The sequence below is a fragment of the Bradyrhizobium sp. genome, assembly GCF_022844465.1.
Lineage (GTDB): Bacteria > Pseudomonadota > Alphaproteobacteria > Rhizobiales > Xanthobacteraceae > Bradyrhizobium.
In genome coordinates this window covers 1-17,388 of sequence record NZ_JALHLP010000002.1, presented here as the reverse complement: position 1 = coordinate 17,388, position 17,388 = coordinate 1, and the positions used below count along the sequence as shown (strand labels likewise).

18 protein-coding genes are annotated in these 17,388 nt (G+C 64.8%); 12 read left to right on the top strand and 6 right to left on the bottom strand.

The features are described 5' to 3' along the window. Positions 1 to 81 precede the first annotated feature (81 nt). The gene (locus Q0D31_RS06330) at positions 82 to 432 is read left to right on the top strand and encodes a response regulator (RefSeq protein WP_366518504.1); all 351 of its coding nucleotides are present in this window, start codon (positions 82 to 84) and stop codon (positions 430 to 432) included. Between the two features lie 144 nt (positions 433 to 576). On the opposite strand, the gene Q0D31_RS06325 is transcribed toward Q0D31_RS06330, so the two are convergent. Next, positions 577 to 1,929 carry a TAXI family TRAP transporter solute-binding subunit gene (locus Q0D31_RS06325; protein WP_366518505.1) on the bottom strand — a complete coding sequence of 451 codons (1,353 nt, stop codon included), beginning with the start codon at positions 1,927 to 1,929 and terminating at the stop codon, positions 577 to 579. A gap of 278 nt (positions 1,930 to 2,207) precedes the next feature. Here Q0D31_RS06325 and Q0D31_RS06320 point away from each other — a divergent pair, with 278 nt between their 5' ends. Then, the gene (locus tag Q0D31_RS06320; RefSeq protein WP_291848128.1) at positions 2,208 to 2,513 is read left to right on the top strand and encodes a 4a-hydroxytetrahydrobiopterin dehydratase; all 306 of its coding nucleotides are present in this window, start codon (positions 2,208 to 2,210) and stop codon (positions 2,511 to 2,513) included. Positions 2,514 to 2,619: 106 nt separating this feature from the next. Further along, a complete protein-coding gene (locus tag Q0D31_RS06315; RefSeq protein WP_291846936.1) occupies positions 2,620 to 3,006 on the top strand; it encodes a YkvA family protein in 387 nt (128 codons plus the stop codon). Positions 3,007 to 3,013: 7 nt separating this feature from the next. Here Q0D31_RS06315 and Q0D31_RS06310 read toward each other — a convergent pair whose 3' ends face one another. The 3 genes from Q0D31_RS06310 to Q0D31_RS06300 form a co-directional block, all read right to left on the bottom strand. Continuing rightward, positions 3,014 to 4,186: a TAXI family TRAP transporter solute-binding subunit gene (locus Q0D31_RS06310; protein ID WP_291846933.1), complete on the bottom strand. Its 1,173-nt coding sequence runs from the start codon at positions 4,184 to 4,186 to the stop codon at positions 3,014 to 3,016. Positions 4,187 to 4,238: 52 nt separating this feature from the next. Continuing rightward, positions 4,239 to 5,252 carry a hypothetical protein gene (locus Q0D31_RS06305; protein ID WP_291846930.1) on the bottom strand — a complete coding sequence of 338 codons (1,014 nt, stop codon included), beginning with the start codon at positions 5,250 to 5,252 and terminating at the stop codon, positions 4,239 to 4,241. Positions 5,253 to 5,608: 356 nt separating this feature from the next. Further along, complete coding sequence (locus Q0D31_RS06300; RefSeq protein WP_291846926.1) at positions 5,609 to 6,583, bottom strand: NADPH:quinone oxidoreductase family protein; 975 nt, start codon at positions 6,581 to 6,583, stop codon at positions 5,609 to 5,611. Here Q0D31_RS06300 and Q0D31_RS06295 point away from each other — a divergent pair. The 8 genes from Q0D31_RS06295 to Q0D31_RS06260 all read left to right on the top strand — a co-directional run bounded on the left by Q0D31_RS06295 (position 6,582) and on the right by Q0D31_RS06260 (position 14,334). Beyond that, the gene (locus tag Q0D31_RS06295) at positions 6,582 to 6,707 is read left to right on the top strand and encodes a hypothetical protein (protein ID WP_291846922.1); all 126 of its coding nucleotides are present in this window, start codon (positions 6,582 to 6,584) and stop codon (positions 6,705 to 6,707) included. The genes Q0D31_RS06300 and Q0D31_RS06295 overlap by 2 nt on opposite strands. Further along, positions 6,700 to 7,539, top strand: coding sequence for an SDR family oxidoreductase (locus Q0D31_RS06290; protein WP_291846919.1), 840 nt, complete (start codon positions 6,700 to 6,702; stop codon positions 7,537 to 7,539). The genes Q0D31_RS06295 and Q0D31_RS06290 overlap by 8 nt, the downstream gene beginning before the upstream one ends. Positions 7,540 to 7,789: 250 nt before the next feature. Further along, positions 7,790 to 8,368, top strand: coding sequence for an invasion associated locus B family protein (locus Q0D31_RS06285; protein WP_291848125.1), 579 nt, complete (start codon positions 7,790 to 7,792; stop codon positions 8,366 to 8,368). A 70-nt stretch (positions 8,369 to 8,438) separates the two neighbouring features. Further along, positions 8,439 to 9,665 (top strand): 23S rRNA (adenine(2503)-C(2))-methyltransferase RlmN, encoded by a 1,227-nt coding sequence (gene rlmN, locus Q0D31_RS06280; RefSeq protein WP_291846915.1) that lies wholly within the window; start codon positions 8,439 to 8,441, stop codon positions 9,663 to 9,665. Between the two features lie 5 nt (positions 9,666 to 9,670). Beyond that, positions 9,671 to 10,147, top strand: coding sequence for a hypothetical protein (locus Q0D31_RS06275; RefSeq protein WP_291846912.1), 477 nt, complete (start codon positions 9,671 to 9,673; stop codon positions 10,145 to 10,147). Positions 10,148 to 10,186: 39 nt separating this feature from the next. Next, complete coding sequence (locus Q0D31_RS06270) at positions 10,187 to 10,948, top strand: phosphatase PAP2 family protein (RefSeq protein WP_291846908.1); 762 nt, start codon at positions 10,187 to 10,189, stop codon at positions 10,946 to 10,948. A gap of 147 nt (positions 10,949 to 11,095) precedes the next feature. After that, the gene (gene argG, locus Q0D31_RS06265) at positions 11,096 to 12,433 is read left to right on the top strand and encodes an argininosuccinate synthase (RefSeq protein ID WP_291846904.1); all 1,338 of its coding nucleotides are present in this window, start codon (positions 11,096 to 11,098) and stop codon (positions 12,431 to 12,433) included. A 140-nt stretch (positions 12,434 to 12,573) separates the two neighbouring features. Then, on the top strand, positions 12,574 to 14,334 hold the full coding sequence (locus tag Q0D31_RS06260) for an alkaline phosphatase (protein WP_291846900.1): 1,761 nt from the start codon (positions 12,574 to 12,576) through the stop codon (positions 14,332 to 14,334). Positions 14,335 to 14,357: 23 nt separating this feature from the next. Here the strand turns inward: Q0D31_RS06260 and Q0D31_RS06255 are convergent, their stop codons facing one another. After that, positions 14,358 to 15,002, bottom strand: a complete 645-nt coding sequence (locus Q0D31_RS06255; protein WP_291846898.1) for a TetR/AcrR family transcriptional regulator — start codon at positions 15,000 to 15,002, stop codon at positions 14,358 to 14,360. A 203-nt stretch (positions 15,003 to 15,205) separates the two neighbouring features. Here Q0D31_RS06255 and Q0D31_RS06250 point away from each other — a divergent pair, with 203 nt between their 5' ends. Then, positions 15,206 to 16,162, top strand: a complete 957-nt coding sequence (locus Q0D31_RS06250) for a homocysteine S-methyltransferase family protein (protein WP_291846895.1) — start codon at positions 15,206 to 15,208, stop codon at positions 16,160 to 16,162. A 55-nt stretch (positions 16,163 to 16,217) separates the two neighbouring features. Here Q0D31_RS06250 and Q0D31_RS06245 read toward each other — a convergent pair. After that, the coding region (locus Q0D31_RS06245; RefSeq protein WP_291846892.1) for an OmpA family protein at positions 16,218 to 17,388 on the bottom strand (1,171 nt) is incomplete at its 5' end.

Here is a 17,388-nt window from a genome sequence, read left to right as displayed (position 1 = left end):
TCCCCGGGGCTTCGGCCCGGGTCTTCCAATTAAACTGCCGAATGTTGATGGGGCAAGAACATGGAACCCGCGCCTACCGGTATGCCCAGCGACGTGCTGGTGGTCGAGGACGATCCGATCATCGCGCTCGACTTCGAAGACACGCTTCTCGGCTTTGGCGTGAAGGAAGTGCGGACTGCGGCCAATGTGGCCAAGGCGCTTGAGCTGATCGAACACCGGGCCCCGGAATTCGCGCTGCTGAATGTCGGGCTGATCCGAGAGAAGAGCTTTGCCGTCGCCGAAAGGCTGCAGTCGCTGGACGTTCCCTTTGCCTTCGTCACCGGCTACGGCGTCGACGCGAAGCTTCCGGCGGTTTTCGCGGGCAAGCCTCGACTGGCCAAGCCCCACTCGACGGAAGCGTTGCAGGCGCTGCTGAAAAATGGCGGCTCCTAGCGGTAAGCGGTAGCTTTCGCGACGCTACAGCGGTTTGGGATCGAGCGTCGTCGACCACAGCGCGACATCGGCTCGGTCCCGCAACGTGACCGTCAACTGGCCGCTGGCGCCCTCGATCCTGACATGGCCGAAGAACTTGGTCGATCAGGAACTGCTGGCTGCGCGGAACTGGGCGCTGGCCCGTAGCAGGCTCTGCGGTGCGCTCATCAACAGCGCCTTGCGGTCGGCCACCGCGTTGTGGAACTGCTCGATCGCGATGTTGAAGGCGGTCAGCGTGCCTTCCTCGATCGCGCCATGCTCGTAGCATTGCAGCGTCTCGCGCAGAATGGCGTCCGCTTCCGACTGCATCTGGTCGAGTTCTTCCATCGAATCGCACTGGCGGGCGGCGGTGAGCATGTCCAGAAGCCGGTCGCGCTGCGGGGTGTTGACGCTACGCTCGTCCTTCCTGAGGTAGCCGGCAAACCAGGCGCCGACCGAACCCATCGCCGACAGCCCCATCAGTCCCCACCAGATATAGTCGCTGTAGCGGTCGAGAAAGGTTTTTTCCTCGCCATCGACAAAGGCGGCTGCACCTGGATGGACCGGAATCGTGGCGTCCTTGTCGGTATCCGGCGTCTCTATCTTCGCCGCCAGCGGAAATTCGTTCTTCAGCGCTTGCCGGACTGCGAACAACTGCCGGGTAAAGGCGGCTACGGTCGATTCGGAGACCGCTTTGCGCGCCACAATATGATGCGAGAAGCCGATCGTCTTGACCTCCTCCTCCGGCCGGTCCGGCGCGCCGCCAAAGGTTCCGGCAGGAATCTCGGAAGCCTCGTAGGCGGGGTGGTTTTGCGCAATCGCCGCGGCCGAGTCGATCGCGAGGAATGTCGGTGTTCCGCCGTCGCGCATCGAAGCCGTGATCGCGTCCGCGGTAATCTTGCTGTTGACCGGGCCGGCTGCGAGATAGGCGTCGGCCTTCTGGCTGCGGATGGCGTCGGTGGCCTCGTTGACCGGAAACTGGAGGATCTCAACCTTGCTCGGATCGACGCCGTACTGTCGCAGGATCAACTTCAGCAAGCTGACATTGGCCTCGGTGCGGCCGACGACGCCGATGCGACGTCCGGAGAGCTGCGTGATCTTCGTGATGCCGGGCGCGGCCTTCTTGCCCTTGGCCTTGCCGGCATTGGGTGCCCAGAGCACCGCGACGTTCTTGCGTAGCGTTGCCACCGCCTGGGCATTTCGCGGCACCTCAAGGTCACCCCGGATGATGGCGAGGTCGGCCTTGCTCTCGCCGAGCAGCGCCGCGCTTGCCGCGGCGCCATCGGTCTGCACCAGACGCAACCGAACCTGGCTGCTGCGCTGGTTGTTGAAGGCCTGCGTCAACGCCTGGACTGCCCTGAGATCGTCACTGTTGGCGGGGCCGACCGCGATTCGCAGCGTAACCGTCCGCGACGCGAAGTAATAGCTGGCGGCCAACGCGCCGAGGAGCGCCAGTGCGCCGGCCAGCGCGACAAACAGCAGCCGCCGCTTCGCCGGTCGGGGCGGGGTCGGCTTGTCCGGCGAAAGGGAGGCGTCGGTCATCAATCCCTGGACCATCGTTAGATGTGAAAGGTCACGTCGCCGGCACGCTTAACCGAATATTCTTAGCAAACTTCTTGCCAGGCCGTGGTGACATCTGCGTCATGGTTACCATCGTCCACCAAAATGGCATTGGGCCGGTCTGCGGCCTATTTTTGGCGCCTCGCCACGACCCACCCAGGTGTTATGGTAGCGGCAGCGAGCAAGCGGAGGTGGTCATGACGGAGCGGCTGTCTGCAGAGGCGCGGAATTCAGCGTTGACGGAGCTTTCCGGCTGGTCCGAGACGGCCGGCCGCGAGGCGATCGCCCGGACCTTTACCTTCAAGGATTTCAACGAAGCCTTCGGTTTCATGACCCGCGCCGCGCTGGTGGCCGAAAAGAATGATCACCACCCGGAATGGAAGAACGTCTACAGGACGGTCGAAGTGGTGCTGACCACCCATGATGCCGGCGGCGTCACCCGGCGCGACATCGATCTGGCCAGGGCCATGAACGCGATCGCCCGACAATTGGGGGTCTCCTGAGTTCCCGGGCGGCGATCTTGCGGCTGCCGCCGGACAACCCCAACTGTTCTTCGTAACGGAGCCGAGCGGGGGCGATTCGCCGCGGCGGATTCGAAGGAGCGTTGCGATGGTATCTTCCGATCATGGCGCGGGTTTCGAGCCGGCCGAACAGCTGGCGCAGGACCACGAGGGCGTGCGTCGGCGCTTCTGGGTCAAGCTGAAGCAGGTGGTGGCGAAGCTGCCCTTCGCCGAGGATTTGCTCGCCGCCTATTATTGCGCGTTTGACAGTCAGACCCCGCGCCACGTTCAGGCGGCGCTGCTCGGCGCCGTCGCCTATTTCATCCTGCCGTTCGATTTCATGCCGGACATGCTGCCGCTACTCGGCTTTACCGACGACGCCGCGGTGCTGGCGACCGCCATCCGCCTGGTCGCCGGCCACATCACCGAGGTGCATCGCGAGGCCGCCCGCGCCGCGCTGAAGCGCGGGATCGACACCGCCGATGTGACGCAGTAGCCGGCGGTTATCGAGCCGCCGGTCGAACCTGCGCCCTGGCGTTCCTCTCGGCTTCCCAGGCCTGAAACTGCTTGAACAGGGCTTCCTTGTCGGCGCCCGTCTTCACCGTTGCGGCTGTCGCCGGGCTCTGTTTCAGGAAGTCGTCGAACTTGGCGCGCGTCACGGCCTCGATGTTGCGGCTCTTCAACCATTGCTCGGCAACCGGAAGCCGCTGCCAGTCCGGCAACGGCGCCGACAGCGAAACCTCCTTCCACTTCGGATGGAAGGGCGGGTTCTGGAAGGTCGGAAACTTGGTGAAGAAGGCGTCCACGAACTGGGCCAGCTTGCGGTACCGTTCCGTGTTGGGCGCCCAGTTATAGGCGGCCAGCACCGCCGGCACCGCGATGGTGTCGACGCTTTCACCTTCCGCAATCAGGTTCGGATAATCCTTGGCCGTCAGGCTCGCCGGCAAATAGTCGTTCTGCAACGGCTTCGAGTAATCCACCGGGACCAGATGGAAGCGGTCGTCCTTGAACGCGGCGACGGATTTGTACGGCTTGCCGCCCACGGCAACCACCGCGTCGATCTCGCCGGCGCGCATCTTTTCCATCGCGATGCGCTGTTCGAGATAGAGGAAACTCGGCTTGATGCCGAGCCGTTCGAACACGATCGCGGCGGTGACGAAGGTGCCGCCGTTCGGAAGGTCGACGCTGACCTTCTTGCCGTTAAGGTCGCTCAGGCTGCGAACCGATTTCGAAGCGATGACGTACATCTCTTCATTGTAGAGCTTGGTCACATAGGTGAACTGCTTCTTGATGTCCTTTGCGAAGCCCTTCCTTTCGAGGTAGTCGAGGGTGTCGGCCCGCACGATCCCCAGATCGACGCCCTGCAGGAACAGGATGTCGGCGACGCTCTGCACCGAACCGCGCCCGACGATCGGAAGTACGCGCAACTTGTTTCCGTCGTCGAGCACGGAGGCGAGGTCGGCGCCGAACTGCACATAGGTGCCGCCGATCGTGCCGGAAATCAGGGTGACCGTATTCGCATTCAGCGCCTGCTTGGTGGCGACCGAACCGAACTGGAAAATGGCCTTCAGACTTTCACTGACCTTGGCCGGGTCGTATTCGGTATCGGCGGCTCGGGCGGTCGGGCCGCAAGTCGCCGTCACGGCAAGCAAGGCCATTCCAAATAAGCGTCGCATGTAACCCCCTGCGTCATATCGTTCGAGTGGTTTCGGTTTCTTCGAGAGGTCGCTATCGCTGCAGCTGGCCGAGACGGCGCTGTGCGTCGGCCGAACCGAGTTGGGCAGCCTTCTGGTACCAGACCCGCGCCGCCGCGGGATCGGGCGAAACGCTGCGCATGTCATGGCTACCCAGCACCTGCGGGTCATAGGTTCCGGCCAGCATCAGCGCGGCCTCGGCTTCGCGCGCGTCCGCCGCCCGTTCGAGCAGCAACCTCGCAGACGCGATGTCGCCGATCGCAAGCAGGCCCTTGGCCCGCTTCAGGAGCGCGGCGAGTTCGTCCGGATTGATCCGTCGTGTCGGTGCGGTTTCGCGGGTTGCCGGCGCGGCCTCGCGGACCGCGGGGGCGGTCGAGGTCGCCTCACGGGCGGCCTCGCGCGCTGCCGGCTCAGGCGCCGACTTGCTCCTGGTCGTTCCTTGATAGGCAGCGGCGATTTCATCGCGTGTCGGCGACGCCCAGGCCATGGCGTCGGCCGGCGAGCGCCGGGCTGCGGCAGCGTCAGGCGCCGAAGCTTCTGCTGTTACCGGCGGCGATGTAGCGGACGGTGCTGTGACGGGCGGCGCGGCGATGCGCTGCTGCGCTGGTGTGGCCGGTTCCGGTTGGACCGCGCCGAATTGAGCAGGCACACTGCCGCCGAGCGAGCCCCGGAAGATCACGGCACGCGTCGAATCGATCGACAGCAACGCGAGCAGGGCGCCTATCGCCGATATCGAAACGACGCCGGTCGCGATACGCGGCAGCCGTGACTTCTTCAGGCGGCCGCTCGCAAACTCACCGCCGCTTGCGAAGGTGTACCGGGAAAGCTCCTGCTGGAATCGATCCTCATGATTGGAGAGGAAGAGCGGTACCGGGGCGTGTGGCGGCGGCTCACCCGGCGCGGCCTCGTCCGGCTCGTAGGACAGCGCGTGGGGTCGCTCGTGCCGCTCGTCATATCTTTGCTCCTCATACAATCGAGGATCGCGGATGGCTTCATCGAACCTGTCGAGCGCTTCTCTGGACCGAGCCAGCCTCGTATTCTCCACCATGGCGATCTCCCCACTCCTGAACGCAATAACGAGCGTCACCGCCGCGCTGTTTCTTCGTTTCTTGGCTATTGTCGGCGCATCCGACCCCCGCTTTACCAGGCGCTAAACTCGCACGCGGAATGGGCTCAAAAGACGACCTGAGCTCGCGCGAATTGGGAGATATCTTGGTTTGATTGGGGCGGAGCTTCGCATCCGATAGACACAGTACGCGAACATCGCGCGGGTCATCTCGTCGAGACGACGCGCGTCGCCGGTCAGCGGGCCCCGACGCGCAGGGGCCGCGGCGTATCGATCATGGCGAAGACTGCCGTTCGGAAAACGCCGAGCGAGGCGCGGCGGCGCCTGCGCGCCGTGACTCAGGGATGCAGGATCACCTTGCCCATCGCCTTGCGGCCGGCGAGCACTTTCAGCGCTTCGGCGGTTTGCGCCAGCGGAAAGGTGCGGTCGACGTGCGAGGAAATCCTGCCTTCCGCGGTCCACTTGACGAGCTTTTCAAGATTGGCGCGGTTCTTTTTCTGGTTGAGCCGGGTCCATGCGCCCCAGAACACGCCGCGGATGTCGCAGCCCTTGAGCAGAGCCAGATTGAGCGGCATCTTCGGTATGTCGCCGGCCGCAAAGCCGATCACCAGGAACCGTCCCTCCCAGGCGATGGCGCGCAGCGCCGCCTCGGCATAGCTGCCGCCGACCGGATCAAAGACAATGTCGACACCCTTGCCGCCGGTCAGCCGCTTCAGCCCTTCCTTCAAATCTTCCTTGGCGTAGTTCAGCGTGAGTTCGGCGCCATGCGCCTTCGCAAACTCGAGCTTCTCGTCCGATGACGCGCAGGCGATCACCTTCAGGCCCATCAGCTTGCCGAGTTCGCAGGCCGCAAGGCCGGTACCGCCGGCGGCGCCCAGCACGGCAAGCGTCTCGCCGGGCTTGGGGCTGGCGCGATCTTCCAGCGCGTGCAGCGCAGTGCCGTAGATGATGATGATCCCGGCGGCGCGATCGAAATCCAGATTGTCGGGAATCTTCACGATCGTATCCGCCGGCAACGCGATCTTTTCGCGCGCGCCATTATGGCCGCAGGACGCCACCACGCGGTCGCCGACCTTCAGCTCGGTGACGCCGGTGCCGACGCTTTCGATCACGCCCGCGACTTCGGCCGCCGGCGAAAACGGAAACGGCGGCTTGATCTGGTACTTGCCCTGTATCATCAGGATGTCGAAGAAATTCAGCGCCGCGGACTTGATTCTGATCACCGCCTGGCCCGGCTCGGCCACGGGATCCGGCAGCTCGGCCAGCACGAGATCGTCGGGTTGGCAATACTGCGTGCAGAGGATGGCTTTCATGGACACACCTGATTTTCAGACGCAAAAGGAAGGCTTGATGCTTCATGCCGGATTTGCAGCCGGGCTACAATCCGTTTCGGATGCGTGGGCTTATGGCGATCGAGGGGATTCAAACGATGTTTGAAAAGGGTTTGCTGGCTGGGAAGCGGATATTGATCACGGGCGGCGGCTCGGGGCTCGGCGCTGCGATGGGACGCCGCTTCGTCGAACTCGGCGCGGAGCTGGTGATCTGCGGCCGCCGGCTCGAATTGCTGGAGGCGACCGCGGCGCAGATGCGCGCTGATTTCGGCGGCAAGGTCGCGGTGGCAAGGTGCGATATCCGCGACGGCGCGGCGGTCGATGCCTTGATGGACGAGGTCTGGCGCGAGGCGCCGCTCGACGTGCTGGTCAACAATGCCGCCGCAACCTTCATCGCGCAGACCGAGCATCTGTCGTTCCGCGCGGCGGACGCGATCCTGGCGCCGACGCTGCACGGCACGATGTACTGCACGCTCGCCGCGGGCAAGCGCTGGATCGAAGGCGGACACGAGGGCGTGGTGCTGAGCATTCTCTCGACATCGACGATCACCGGCCGCGCCTTCACGGTGCCGTCGTCGATGGCGAAGTCCGCCGTGCTTGCGATGACGAAAAGCCTGGCGGTCGAATGGGGTCCGAAGGGCGTGCGCACGGTCGCGATCGCGCCCGGCGCGTTCCCGACCCCGGGAGCTTCGGGTCAACTGCGTCCCCAGGGCCGCGACGAGAGCTGGTCGCACCGCAACCCGCTCGGCCGCGCCGGCGAACATGGCGAGCTTGCCAATTTGGCGAGCTTCCTGATTTCCGACCAGGCCGGCTATATCAATGGCGAGATGGTGGTGCAGGACGGCGGCTCGCATCTGCGCAGCTCCGGCGCTGAGGATCTGCTGCAGTGGACCGACGCGCAATGGGCGCGGCAGCGCGAGGGCCGCGCGAAGGGTTGAGTCCACGACTATATGACGAGTTCGCCGGTAAGGTTTTGGTAAGGTTTGCGGAGAAGACCGCAGATCGAGAATGGTTCGCACACGGCAGTGGGGAAAGCTGTAACCGCCTTCCCAAAAAAGCAATTCCCGGCTATCCATCGCAGGCGGCACGATGCGCCCTTGGGCCATCTTCCAGTCACAATGATGAGGGAACTAGTTGTCCGTGCGGCGAATCCTGACATTTCTGATGGCGATGACGGCGTTGTGCGGGATGATATCGCTTTCGCACGCGCAAGGCTCTGCCCCGAAGGGAGCCAAGGACGCGGCGAAAGAATCACCCAAGCCCGCGCCGGCGGCCAAGTCCGCGGCGAAGCCGGAGGCGACATCGGCAGCGGGCGGCGCGGAGCCGACCCTGATCGGCCAGTACGGCACCTGGGGCGCCTACACCGCGACGCCAAACGGCAGGAAGGTGTGTTTCGCGTTGGCCAAGCCGTCTTCGTCGAAGACCAACCCGCCGAATCGCCCGCGCGATCCGGCCTATGCCTTCGTCTCGACGCGCCCGGCCGAGAAAGTCGTTAACGAAGTCTCGATCATGATCGGCTACGCGCTGAAGCCGGGTTCGGAATCCCTGCTCGAAGTCGGCGGGGCATCCTATGCGATGTACACTCAGGGCGACGGGCTCTGGATCAAGAACGCGGCCGAGGAAGAAAGACTGGTCGATGCCATGCGCAAGTCCTCCGACCTCACCGTCAAGGGTCTGTCGGCCAAGGGCACCGAGACCACCGACATCTTCTCGCTGAAGGGGCTGTCCCAGGCGCTCGACCGGCTGTCGCAGGATTGCAAGCGCTAGGCGGCAGTAAGCCGGCAATCGATGCATTTGGAGGCTTTCCAGCGGTCGCCGGAAAGCCTATCTGATGGCGATGACCGACATCTTGACCAGCGCCAGCGCGGCCGGTTCCGGGGCGAATTCGCCGTTGGAAAAGCTTCCGCTTGAAACTTACATCCCTCCTACCAAACCGTCGCTGATCGGCCTGTCGCGCGCCGAGATCGCGCAGCGGCTGGGCGAGATCGGCGTTCAGCCCGCGCAGCGCAAGATGCGCACGCAACAGCTCTGGCACTGGATGTATGTCCGCGGCGCCAGGACATTCGACGAGATGACCAGTATTTCCAGGGAAATGCGCGCGCAACTCGCGCAGCATTTTACCGTCGACCGCCCCGAGGTGGCCGCCGAGCAGATTTCCAGCGACGGCACCCGCAAATGGCTGCTGCGGCTGCCGAGTGGCGATGCATTCCAGAGGGCGCATGAGGTTGAGTGCGTCTACATTCCCGAAACCGATCGCGGCACGCTGTGCGTCTCTTCGCAGGTCGGCTGCACGCTGACCTGCTCGTTCTGCCACACCGGCACCCAGCGGCTGGTGCGCAACCTCACCGCGGGCGAAATCGTCGGCCAGGTCATGGTGGCGCGCGACCGCCTCAACGACTGGGCCGACCGCGAGACGCCGACCGGCAGTCGCCTCGTCACCAATGTTGTGATGATGGGCATGGGCGAGCCGCTGTACAATTTCGACGCGGTGCGCGACGCGCTCTTGATCGTCGCCGACAATGAAGGCGTCGGCATTTCCCGCCGCCGTATCACGCTGTCGACGTCGGGCGTGGTGCCCAACATCGCGCGCACCGGCGACGAAATCGGGGTCATGCTGGCGGTCTCGCTGCACGCCGTGCGCGACGAGTTGCGCAACGAACTGGTGCCACTCAATCGCAAATATCCGATCGCCGAATTGCTGCAGGCCTGCCGCGATTACCCGGGCGCGTCGAACGCGCGGCGCATCACCTTCGAATATGTGATGCTCAAGGGCGTCAACGATTCCCTTGATGACGCCAAGCTGCTGGTGAAGCTGCTCAAGGGCATCCCGGCCAAGATCAACCTGATCCCGTTCAATCCATGGCCGGGCACAAAGTATGAATGCTCGGACTGGGACCAGATCGAAAAATTCTCCGAGTACATTTTTGACGCCGGCTATTCCTCACCGGTGCGCACCCCGCGCGGCCGCGACATTCTGGCGGCCTGCGGCCAGCTCAAGTCGGAGACGGAAAAACTCTCCGCGCGCGAGCGCCAGGCGCTGCGCGCCATGGCGATGACGGATTGAGGGCGATGGCGCTGGTCGGCCGCGTCTTCGTCATCCTGTTCGCATTCCTTGCCGCCTGCCTGGTGGCGGGGATGATCGTGGTCGGCACGGTGCTGTATCCGGAATTCAGCGATCTCGGCTATGGCCCGATCGATCAGGACGCCATCAACGTCGTGCTCGGGTTCGGTTTCATCTTCCTGTCCGGCTTTGCGCTACTGCCGGCGCTGGTCGTCGTCCTCGTTACCGAAGCCTTCAGCATCCGCAGCGTGCTCGCCTATGCGGTCGGCGGCGCCATCGTCGGCGCGGCCTGCTATCTCGGTCTGGTCCCGTTCGATCCGCAGATCATGCGGTTCGACGGTATCGTCCGCCGCCATCTCGAAATCATGACCGGCGCCGGGATCGTCGCCGGCCTCGTCTATTGGCTGATCGCCGGCCGTACCGCCGGCGCCTGGCGCGCGCCGCCGCTCCCCTCGCGCCCGCCGCCGCCAATGCCGTCGCTGTGATGCTTTTCAAGACCAGTCGCCTCGGCTAAACCCCGCGCCATGAATCGATCAGGACTTTTCACCGCTCTCGGCCTCGCGCTCGTCGCCGGGTTGCTGTTTGCGATCTACCCCGAACTCGACCTGAAGCTGGCGGCGTTGTTCTACGATCCCGCCAGCGCATCGTTTCCACTGAAGCAGAGCTGGCTTGCCGAGTTCGTGCGCGACGCTGCGATGTGGATCGCATGGGCGCTGGCGCTGCCCTCGCTGATCGCCATCGTGGCGAAGCTGGTGCGGCCGGACCGGCCGATGCTGATCCCGGGACGGGCGGCGGTGTTTCTGCTGGTCACGATCCTGCTTTCCGCGGTGGTGCTGACCAATGTCGTCTTCAAGAGCTATTGGGGGCGGCCGCGGCCGGTGGTGGTGACCGAGTTCAACGGTCCCTGGCAGTTCGTGCCGTGGTGGGATCCGCGCGGGGCTTGCGGGCGGAACTGCTCGTTCTTCTCCGGCGAGGGCGCCACCGCGTTCTGGACCTACGCGCCGGCGGCGCTGACGCCGCCGGCGTGGCGACCTCTGGCCTATGCGGCGGCCACCGTGTTCGGGGTCGCGACCTCGGTGCTGCGGATGGCGTTCGGCGGGCATTTCTTCACCGACGTCGCCGCCGCTGGATTGGTGAGCTTCCTGGTGATCTGGCTGGCTTACGCCTGGATCTACCGCTGGCCATCGACGCGGCGCTCGGATGCGCAGATTGAGGCCGCGCTGGCGCGCTGGGGCTGGCCCGGCTATCGGCTATGGCGGCGCTGGCGCGGCCGCGAGGCGGGATAATCCGGTCCCGGTCGCCGGGTAGCACGCCAAGGCTGAATACAAGGCTGATCGCGAGGCTCATTAATCGCGTGCCCGCCGCCCCCAAATTTGATATGCGCGCACAAAGGCCGCAGACGACATCCGCCATTTCGACCGATTGGAAGGTCCATGAGCACGATCCTGAAAAGCCTCCCCAAGGGGGAAAAGGTCGGCATCGCCTTCTCCGGCGGTCTCGACACCAGTGCGGCCCTGCTTTGGATGAAGCAGAAGGGCGCGCGCGTCTTTGCCTATACCGCCAATCTCGGCCAGCCCGACGAGGCCGACTACGACGAGATTCCGCGCAAAGCGCTGGAGTTCGGCGCGGAGAAAGCCCGCCTCGTGGATTGCCGCATGCAGCTGGTCCACGAAGGCATCGCCGCGATCCAGTCCGGCGCCTTCCATGTCTCCACCGGCGGCATCGCCTATTTCAACACCACCCCGCTCGGGCGCGCCGTCACCGGCACGATGCTGGTCGCGGCGATGAAAGAGGATGGCGTCAATATCTGGGGCGACGGCTCCACCTACAAAGGCAACGACATCGAGCGGTTCTACCGCTACGGCCTGCTGACCAATCCGGGCTTACGGATCTACAAGCCCTGGCTCGACCAGCTGTTCATCGACGAACTCGGCGGGCGCGCGGAAATGTCGGCGTTCATGACCGCCAACGGATTCGCCTACAAGATGAGCGCCGAAAAGGCCTACTCGACCGACAGCAACATTCTGGGCGCCACCCACGAGGCCAAGGATCTCGAGCACCTCGACAGCGGCATCAAGATCGTCAATCCGATCATGGGCGTGCCGTTCTGGCGCGATGACTGTGCGGTCAAGGCCGAAACGGTCGCGGTGCGTTTTGCGGAGGGCCAGCCGGTCGCGCTGAACGGCAGGAATTTCTCCGATCCGGTGGCGTTGTTCCTCGAGGCCAACGCGATCGGCGGCCGGCACGGTCTTGGCATGAGCGACCAGATCGAGAACCGGATCATCGAGGCGAAGAGCCGCGGCATCTACGAAGCTCCTGGCATGGCGCTGCTGCACGTCGCCTATGAGCGCCTGGTTACCGGCATCCACAACGAGGACACGATCGAGCAATACCGGATCAGCGGCATGCGCCTTGGCCGGCTGCTCTACCAGGGCCGCTGGTTCGATTCGCAGGCCCTGATGCTGCGCGAGACCGCGCAGCGCTGGGTGGCGCGCGCGGTCACCGGCGAGGTCACGCTCGAGCTGCGCCGCGGCAACGACTACTCGATCCTGAACACCGAGAGCCCCAACCTGACCTACCAGCCGGAGCGGCTGAGCATGGAGAAGGTCGATGACGCGGCGTTCACGCCGGCGGACCGCATCGGCCAGCTGACCATGCGCAACCTCGACATCGCCGATACCCGCGCCAAGCTGGATATCTACGGCAAGACGGGTCTGCTTTCGACCAGGGAAGGCTCCGACATCTTCAGGCTCGACAGCGACAAGTGCTGAATGGCGCCGGCGCTGTCGGCGCATCCGGATGAATTGTAACGGGGTTGTCATGCGGCCGCGCTACGATGAGGGCGAAGCCATGTCCGGCCCCAGGGCCGGCCGCGCTTTGCTTTGCTTCAGTTCGGAAACGGTGCGACTCCATGATCAAACCCATCGCGGCTGCAACCCTTATCGCCCTGCTCTCGGCATGTCCGACGCTTGCCCAGACCATTTATCCGATCGACCGCGCGGCGGTCCTCGCCGGCGCGCGCTTCGATTTCAAGATCGAATTTTCCGATCGCGTCGATCCGTCGAAGCTGAAAGTGACCGTGAACGGCGAAGACCACGCTGTGGCGTTCGGCCAGCCCGGCACGTTCGTGGAGCGCGAAGACGGCAAGGACCAGTCCGCGCTCGTGCTTCGCGGCGTGACGCTGAACAGGCCGGGCGAGGTCAAGGTCGAAGCCAGCGACGGCGTGCGCAGCCGCAGCGTCGCCTGGACGGTGTACGACACCGGGCCGCGCAAGGCGAAGAACGTCATCCTGTTCATCGGCGACGGGCTGTCGCCGGCGCACCGCGTCGCCGCCCGCCTGCTCTCCAAGGGGATCGCGGAAGGCAAGAGCCTCGGCAAGCTTGCGATCGACGACATGCCGCACATGGCGCTGGTGGCGACCGCCGGTTCGGATTCGATCATCACCGATTCGGCGAATGCCGCCAGCGCCTACGCCACCGGCCACAAGACCGCCGTCAACGCCATGGGTGTCTATGCCGACCGCACCGCAAATCCGTTCGATGACCCCAGGGTGGAGACCATCACGAGTCTCGCGAAGCGGCGACGCGGCATGGCCATCGGCATTGTCACCAATACCGAGGTCGAGGATGCCACGCCGGCGGCGATGGTGGCGCACACCCGCCGCCGCGCCGCCTACGACCAGATCGTCGAACAGTTTTTTGCGGCGAGACCCGACGTCTTGATGGGCGGCGGCGCGGCGAACTTCCTGCCGCAGGCCGCGCCCGGGTCCAAACGCAAGGACGACGTCGATTATGTCGCCAGATTCCGCGACGCCGGTTACGCGGTTGCGACGACGAAGACCGAACTGGAGGCGCTGAACGCCAGGTCCGACACGCGGCAATTGCTGGGCCTGTTCGCTCCAGGAAACATGGACGGCGCGCTGGATCGAAAATTCCTGAGGGGCGGCGGCGTCAAGAAATTCCCCGACCAGCCTGATCTGACCGAGCAGGTGCAAGCCGCGCTCAACGTGCTGTCGAAGAACGAGGCCGGCTTTTTCCTGATGGTGGAGTCAGGGATGATCGACAAATACGCGCACCTCATGGACATGGAGCGTGCGGTTTACGACACCATCATGCTCGACAACGCGGTCGCCCTCGCCCGCAAATGGGCGCGAGCGCGCGGCGACGACACGCTGATCCTGGTGCTGGCGGACCACAATCATCCCAACAGCCTTGTAGGCACCATCAACGACGACATGAGCACGACGCCCAACGTGCCGCTGCGCGAGCGGGTGGGCGTGTATGAAAAAGCCGGATTTCCAAATTATCCCACGCCCGATGCCGAAGGCTATCCGGCGCGCGTCGACGTCAGCCGGCGGCTGGCGATCTTTTCGGCGAGCCTGCCCGACCACTACGAAACCTTCCGCCCGAAGCTCGACAATCCCAACGAGCCGACCGTCAAGGACGACGATCCCGGCACTTTCAAGCCCAACGAAAAATACAAGGACGTCCCCGGCGTCGTGCTCCGCTTCGGCAACCTGCCGGCGATGATGGGCGCCAGCGTGCATTCCGGCGAGGACGTCATCCTGACCGCGACCGGACCGGGCAGCGAACGGGTCCACGGCTCGATGGACAACACCGACGTGTTCCGCGTCATGGCGGAGGCGCTCGGTCTTGCCGCCGCCGGTCAATAGCTGGGCGCGGCCGCTCTTGTCCGTCAGGAAGCCGGCGGCGCGGCAAACATCAGCTTGATGCAGCTTCGGTAGAGCAGGATCTGCCGTTCGAGACGGCTCTGATCGTTGAGCGATTTCGACATGATGATGCCGCCGTCGATGACGCAGGACAGCATATCGGCGAGATCATCGAGATCGACCGGCTCCCGCGGCGGGTGGACCAATGCGATGCCGTCGAGGATATTGCGAAAGCGCGCGTTCCAGCCTCGCACCGATTGCGCCATGAGTTCGCGCACCTCGCGGTCGAACAGCCGCTCCTGATAGCAGATGCTCGCAATCAGGCAGCCGGGATGGCCGTTCGGCAGGTCGCCCATGGTTTCAGCAAGCAGCTTCAGAGAAATAAGGAAAGCCTGCAGCGGGTCGTCGGAAAGCTGATGACCGCGCGCGAAGATTTCGTCGAACAGCCGGTCGTTGGTCGCGACGTATCGGCGGACCATCTCGCGGGCGAGCGCGTTCTTGTCCTTGAAGTGGTAGAAGAAGCCGCTCTTGGTGAGGCCGGCTTCAGCGATCACTTCGTCGATCGAGGTCGCTCCAAAACCTTTCGCAAGCACGGACGCTTCCGCAATCTCGAGAATTCGCTCGCGTGTCGCCTCGCCCTTTCCCGTCCGGGTCTCCAAAACTGCACTCATGGTACGGTTTCTCCGTTGTCGCCCGGCGCGCCGGCTATGGGCCTTAGCCACAAGCATTTGAATTCGTATCATTTCGAGGCTCCGGGTTCATCCGTACCGCAAGCCGCCTAGGCGGCCGCGACACTATGAGGCAACAACATCGCCGGACCTGACCGAGGTGGGGGATACCTATCCGCGGCATCCAAATTTCTCGGAGAGTTGAAATGGCCAAATACCGACACGATCTGCCGCAACGCCGCGGCGGCACCTTCCTTACCGATGGCGGCATGGAAACCACGCTGATCTTCCAGGAGGGGATCGACCTGCCGCACTTCGCCGCCTTTGTGCTGCTCGATCGTCCCGAGGGGCGGCAGCAATTGAAGCGCTACTACGACAGCTATCTGGCGGTCGCCCGCGACCACGGATTGGGCTTCGTGCTGGACAGCCCGACATGGCGGGCCAATCCGGATTGGGGCGCGAAGCTTGGCTACGATGCGCCCGCGCTCAGGGCGATCAATGCTGGCTCGATCGCGTTCCTGGAGGAATTGCGGGCCGGCTGGGAACGGCCGGGCGCGCCCTGCGTCATCAGCGGCGCGATCGGCCCGCGCGGCGATGGCTACAAATCGGGCAACATGACGGCCAGGGAAGCCGAGGCCTATCACCGGGCGCAGATCGCCGCCTTCGTCGAGGGCGGGGCCGACATGGTGACGGGCTATACGCTCAATACGGTGAATGAAGCGATCGGGATTGCACGGGCGGCGCGCGCGCTGCGGATTCCCGCGGCCATCTCGTTCACGGTGGAGACCGACGGCCGCCTCGTGAACGGCGAAACGCTGCGGGAGGCGATTGAGGCCGTCGACCGCGAGACCGGCGGCGCGCCGGAATACTTCCTGATCAACTGCGCCCATCCCTCGCATTTCGAGAATGCGTTGAAGGCGGGGGAAGCCTGGACGCAACGCATCCACGGGGTCAGGGCGAACGCCTCGACCAAGAGCCACGCGGAACTCGACGAGTCCGAGACGCTGGATTCCGGCGATCCGTCCGACCTCGGGCGCCGCTACCGGCAGCTTCGCGGGGATTTTCCGATGATGCGTCTGCTCGGCGGCTGCTGTGGCACCGATCACCGGCACGCCAGGGCTATTTGCGAGGCCTGCGTGCCGCCGCGGGCGTTGAGCGCCTGAAGCGAAGAATGGCCGGGATCGCTCCCGGCCATTCCTTATGCGTGGTCGATCCGGCTCATCGGCGCGGCGGTGCGATGCCGGGCGGGGGCGGCGGCAACGACGCCTGACCGCCATTGAGCAGCGGGGTAATGTTGCGGATGGTGACGCGCCGGTTGATCACGCTCGGCCCGTCGGTCTGCTCCTTGAGGTACTGCTCGCCATAGCCCTGCGAGGTCAGGTTTTCCGGCGGCACGCCAAACTGCTGCGTCAGCAGGGTGGCCGCGGATTCGGCGCGGCGGTCCGACAAAGACAGATTGTCGACGTCGTTGCCGACCGCGTCGGTATGGCCCTCGATCAGGAACACCTCGCGCGGGTTGCGCTGGATCGCCCGGTTCAGGCCATCGGCGATCGCCTGCAACTTGGATGCCTGATCCGGCGGAATTTCCCACGACCCGGTTTCGAAGGTGATGGTGTTGAGGTCGATGCTCGGCATCCGCTGGCGCACGGTCGGGCTGTAGCGGATTTCGTCCAGCGAATAGCGCCGTTCGATGCGCTCGACCGGCGGCGCAATCAGGGTGTCGTAGATCAACTCCGGCTCGGCGTATTCCGCATCGACGATGTAGCGGTTGTAGGGAATCCGCACCACCGGCGGCGCGAGGTTGACAAAGAAGCCGCCGATTCCGATGCCCACGCCGGGACGTCGGAAGCTGTTGTCGATGATGATGATCTCGCGACCGCGCTGGTCGCGGCGGATCCGGCGCAGCAATTGGCCGTCCGGGCCGACCACGGTGATCACCTGGGTGCCGTCAGGCCTGATCACGACGGTACGGGTCTCGCCGCCGACGGTACGGGTCTGGATGTCCCGCGCACCATAACGGAAGCGGTTGACCTCGCTGTGCCGAACATATTGCTGTCCGCCGGGATCGACCACGATGATCCGGCCCGGCTCGGTGAAGACCGTGCGGCCGCCCTGCTGGGTTTCGCGGCGCTGGCCGCGGAAATCCTCCATACGGGTGGGAGCGCCGGGGGCGACGCCCCCCGCGCTGATGGCCTTCACGCCGGGTTCCGGCGGTGGAGGCGCCGGCAGCGGCGCGGTCACCTGCGGCGCGCGGGTGAAGGCTGGCGCAACGGTGGGCGGCGCGTTCTGGGCCTGGCCAGGCGGCGGTGACGCGCCGGGAGCGCCCGGTACGGCCGTCGGCGCGGCGGGAGCTGTCGCGGGTGATGCTGCGCTCGGCGCAGCAGCGGGC

What these genes read in the sequence shown, in the direction of transcription:
- Q0D31_RS06305 (WP_291846930.1), bottom strand. Translation starts at nt 5,252, where the DNA reads ATGGTGGAGAATACGAGGCTGGCTCGGTCCAGAGAAGCGCTCGACAGG.
- Q0D31_RS06255 (WP_291846898.1), bottom strand. Translation starts at nt 15,002, where the DNA reads ATGAGTGCAGTTTTGGAGACCCGGACGGGAAAGGGCGAGGCGACACGC.
- argG (WP_291846904.1), top strand. Translation starts at nt 11,096, where the DNA reads ATGAGCACGATCCTGAAAAGCCTCCCCAAGGGGGAAAAGGTCGGCATC.
- Q0D31_RS06300 (WP_291846926.1), bottom strand. Translation starts at nt 6,583, where the DNA reads ATGAAAGCCATCCTCTGCACGCAGTATTGCCAACCCGACGATCTCGTG.
- Q0D31_RS06290 (WP_291846919.1), top strand. Translation starts at nt 6,700, where the DNA reads ATGTTTGAAAAGGGTTTGCTGGCTGGGAAGCGGATATTGATCACGGGC.
- Q0D31_RS06320 (WP_291848128.1), top strand. Translation starts at nt 2,208, where the DNA reads ATGACGGAGCGGCTGTCTGCAGAGGCGCGGAATTCAGCGTTGACGGAG.
- Q0D31_RS06330 (WP_366518504.1), top strand. Translation starts at nt 82, where the DNA reads ATGCCCAGCGACGTGCTGGTGGTCGAGGACGATCCGATCATCGCGCTC.
- rlmN (WP_291846915.1), top strand. Translation starts at nt 8,439, where the DNA reads ATGACCGACATCTTGACCAGCGCCAGCGCGGCCGGTTCCGGGGCGAAT.
- Q0D31_RS06310 (WP_291846933.1), bottom strand. Translation starts at nt 4,186, where the DNA reads ATGCGACGCTTATTTGGAATGGCCTTGCTTGCCGTGACGGCGACTTGC.
- Q0D31_RS06285 (WP_291848125.1), top strand. Translation starts at nt 7,790, where the DNA reads ATGATATCGCTTTCGCACGCGCAAGGCTCTGCCCCGAAGGGAGCCAAG.
- Q0D31_RS06250 (WP_291846895.1), top strand. Translation starts at nt 15,206, where the DNA reads ATGGCCAAATACCGACACGATCTGCCGCAACGCCGCGGCGGCACCTTC.
- Q0D31_RS06295 (WP_291846922.1), top strand. Translation starts at nt 6,582, where the DNA reads ATGGACACACCTGATTTTCAGACGCAAAAGGAAGGCTTGATGCTTCAT.
- Q0D31_RS06275 (WP_291846912.1), top strand. Translation starts at nt 9,671, where the DNA reads ATGGCGCTGGTCGGCCGCGTCTTCGTCATCCTGTTCGCATTCCTTGCC.
- Q0D31_RS06260 (WP_291846900.1), top strand. Translation starts at nt 12,574, where the DNA reads ATGATCAAACCCATCGCGGCTGCAACCCTTATCGCCCTGCTCTCGGCA.
- Q0D31_RS06315 (WP_291846936.1), top strand. Translation starts at nt 2,620, where the DNA reads ATGGTATCTTCCGATCATGGCGCGGGTTTCGAGCCGGCCGAACAGCTG.
- Q0D31_RS06270 (WP_291846908.1), top strand. Translation starts at nt 10,187, where the DNA reads ATGAATCGATCAGGACTTTTCACCGCTCTCGGCCTCGCGCTCGTCGCC.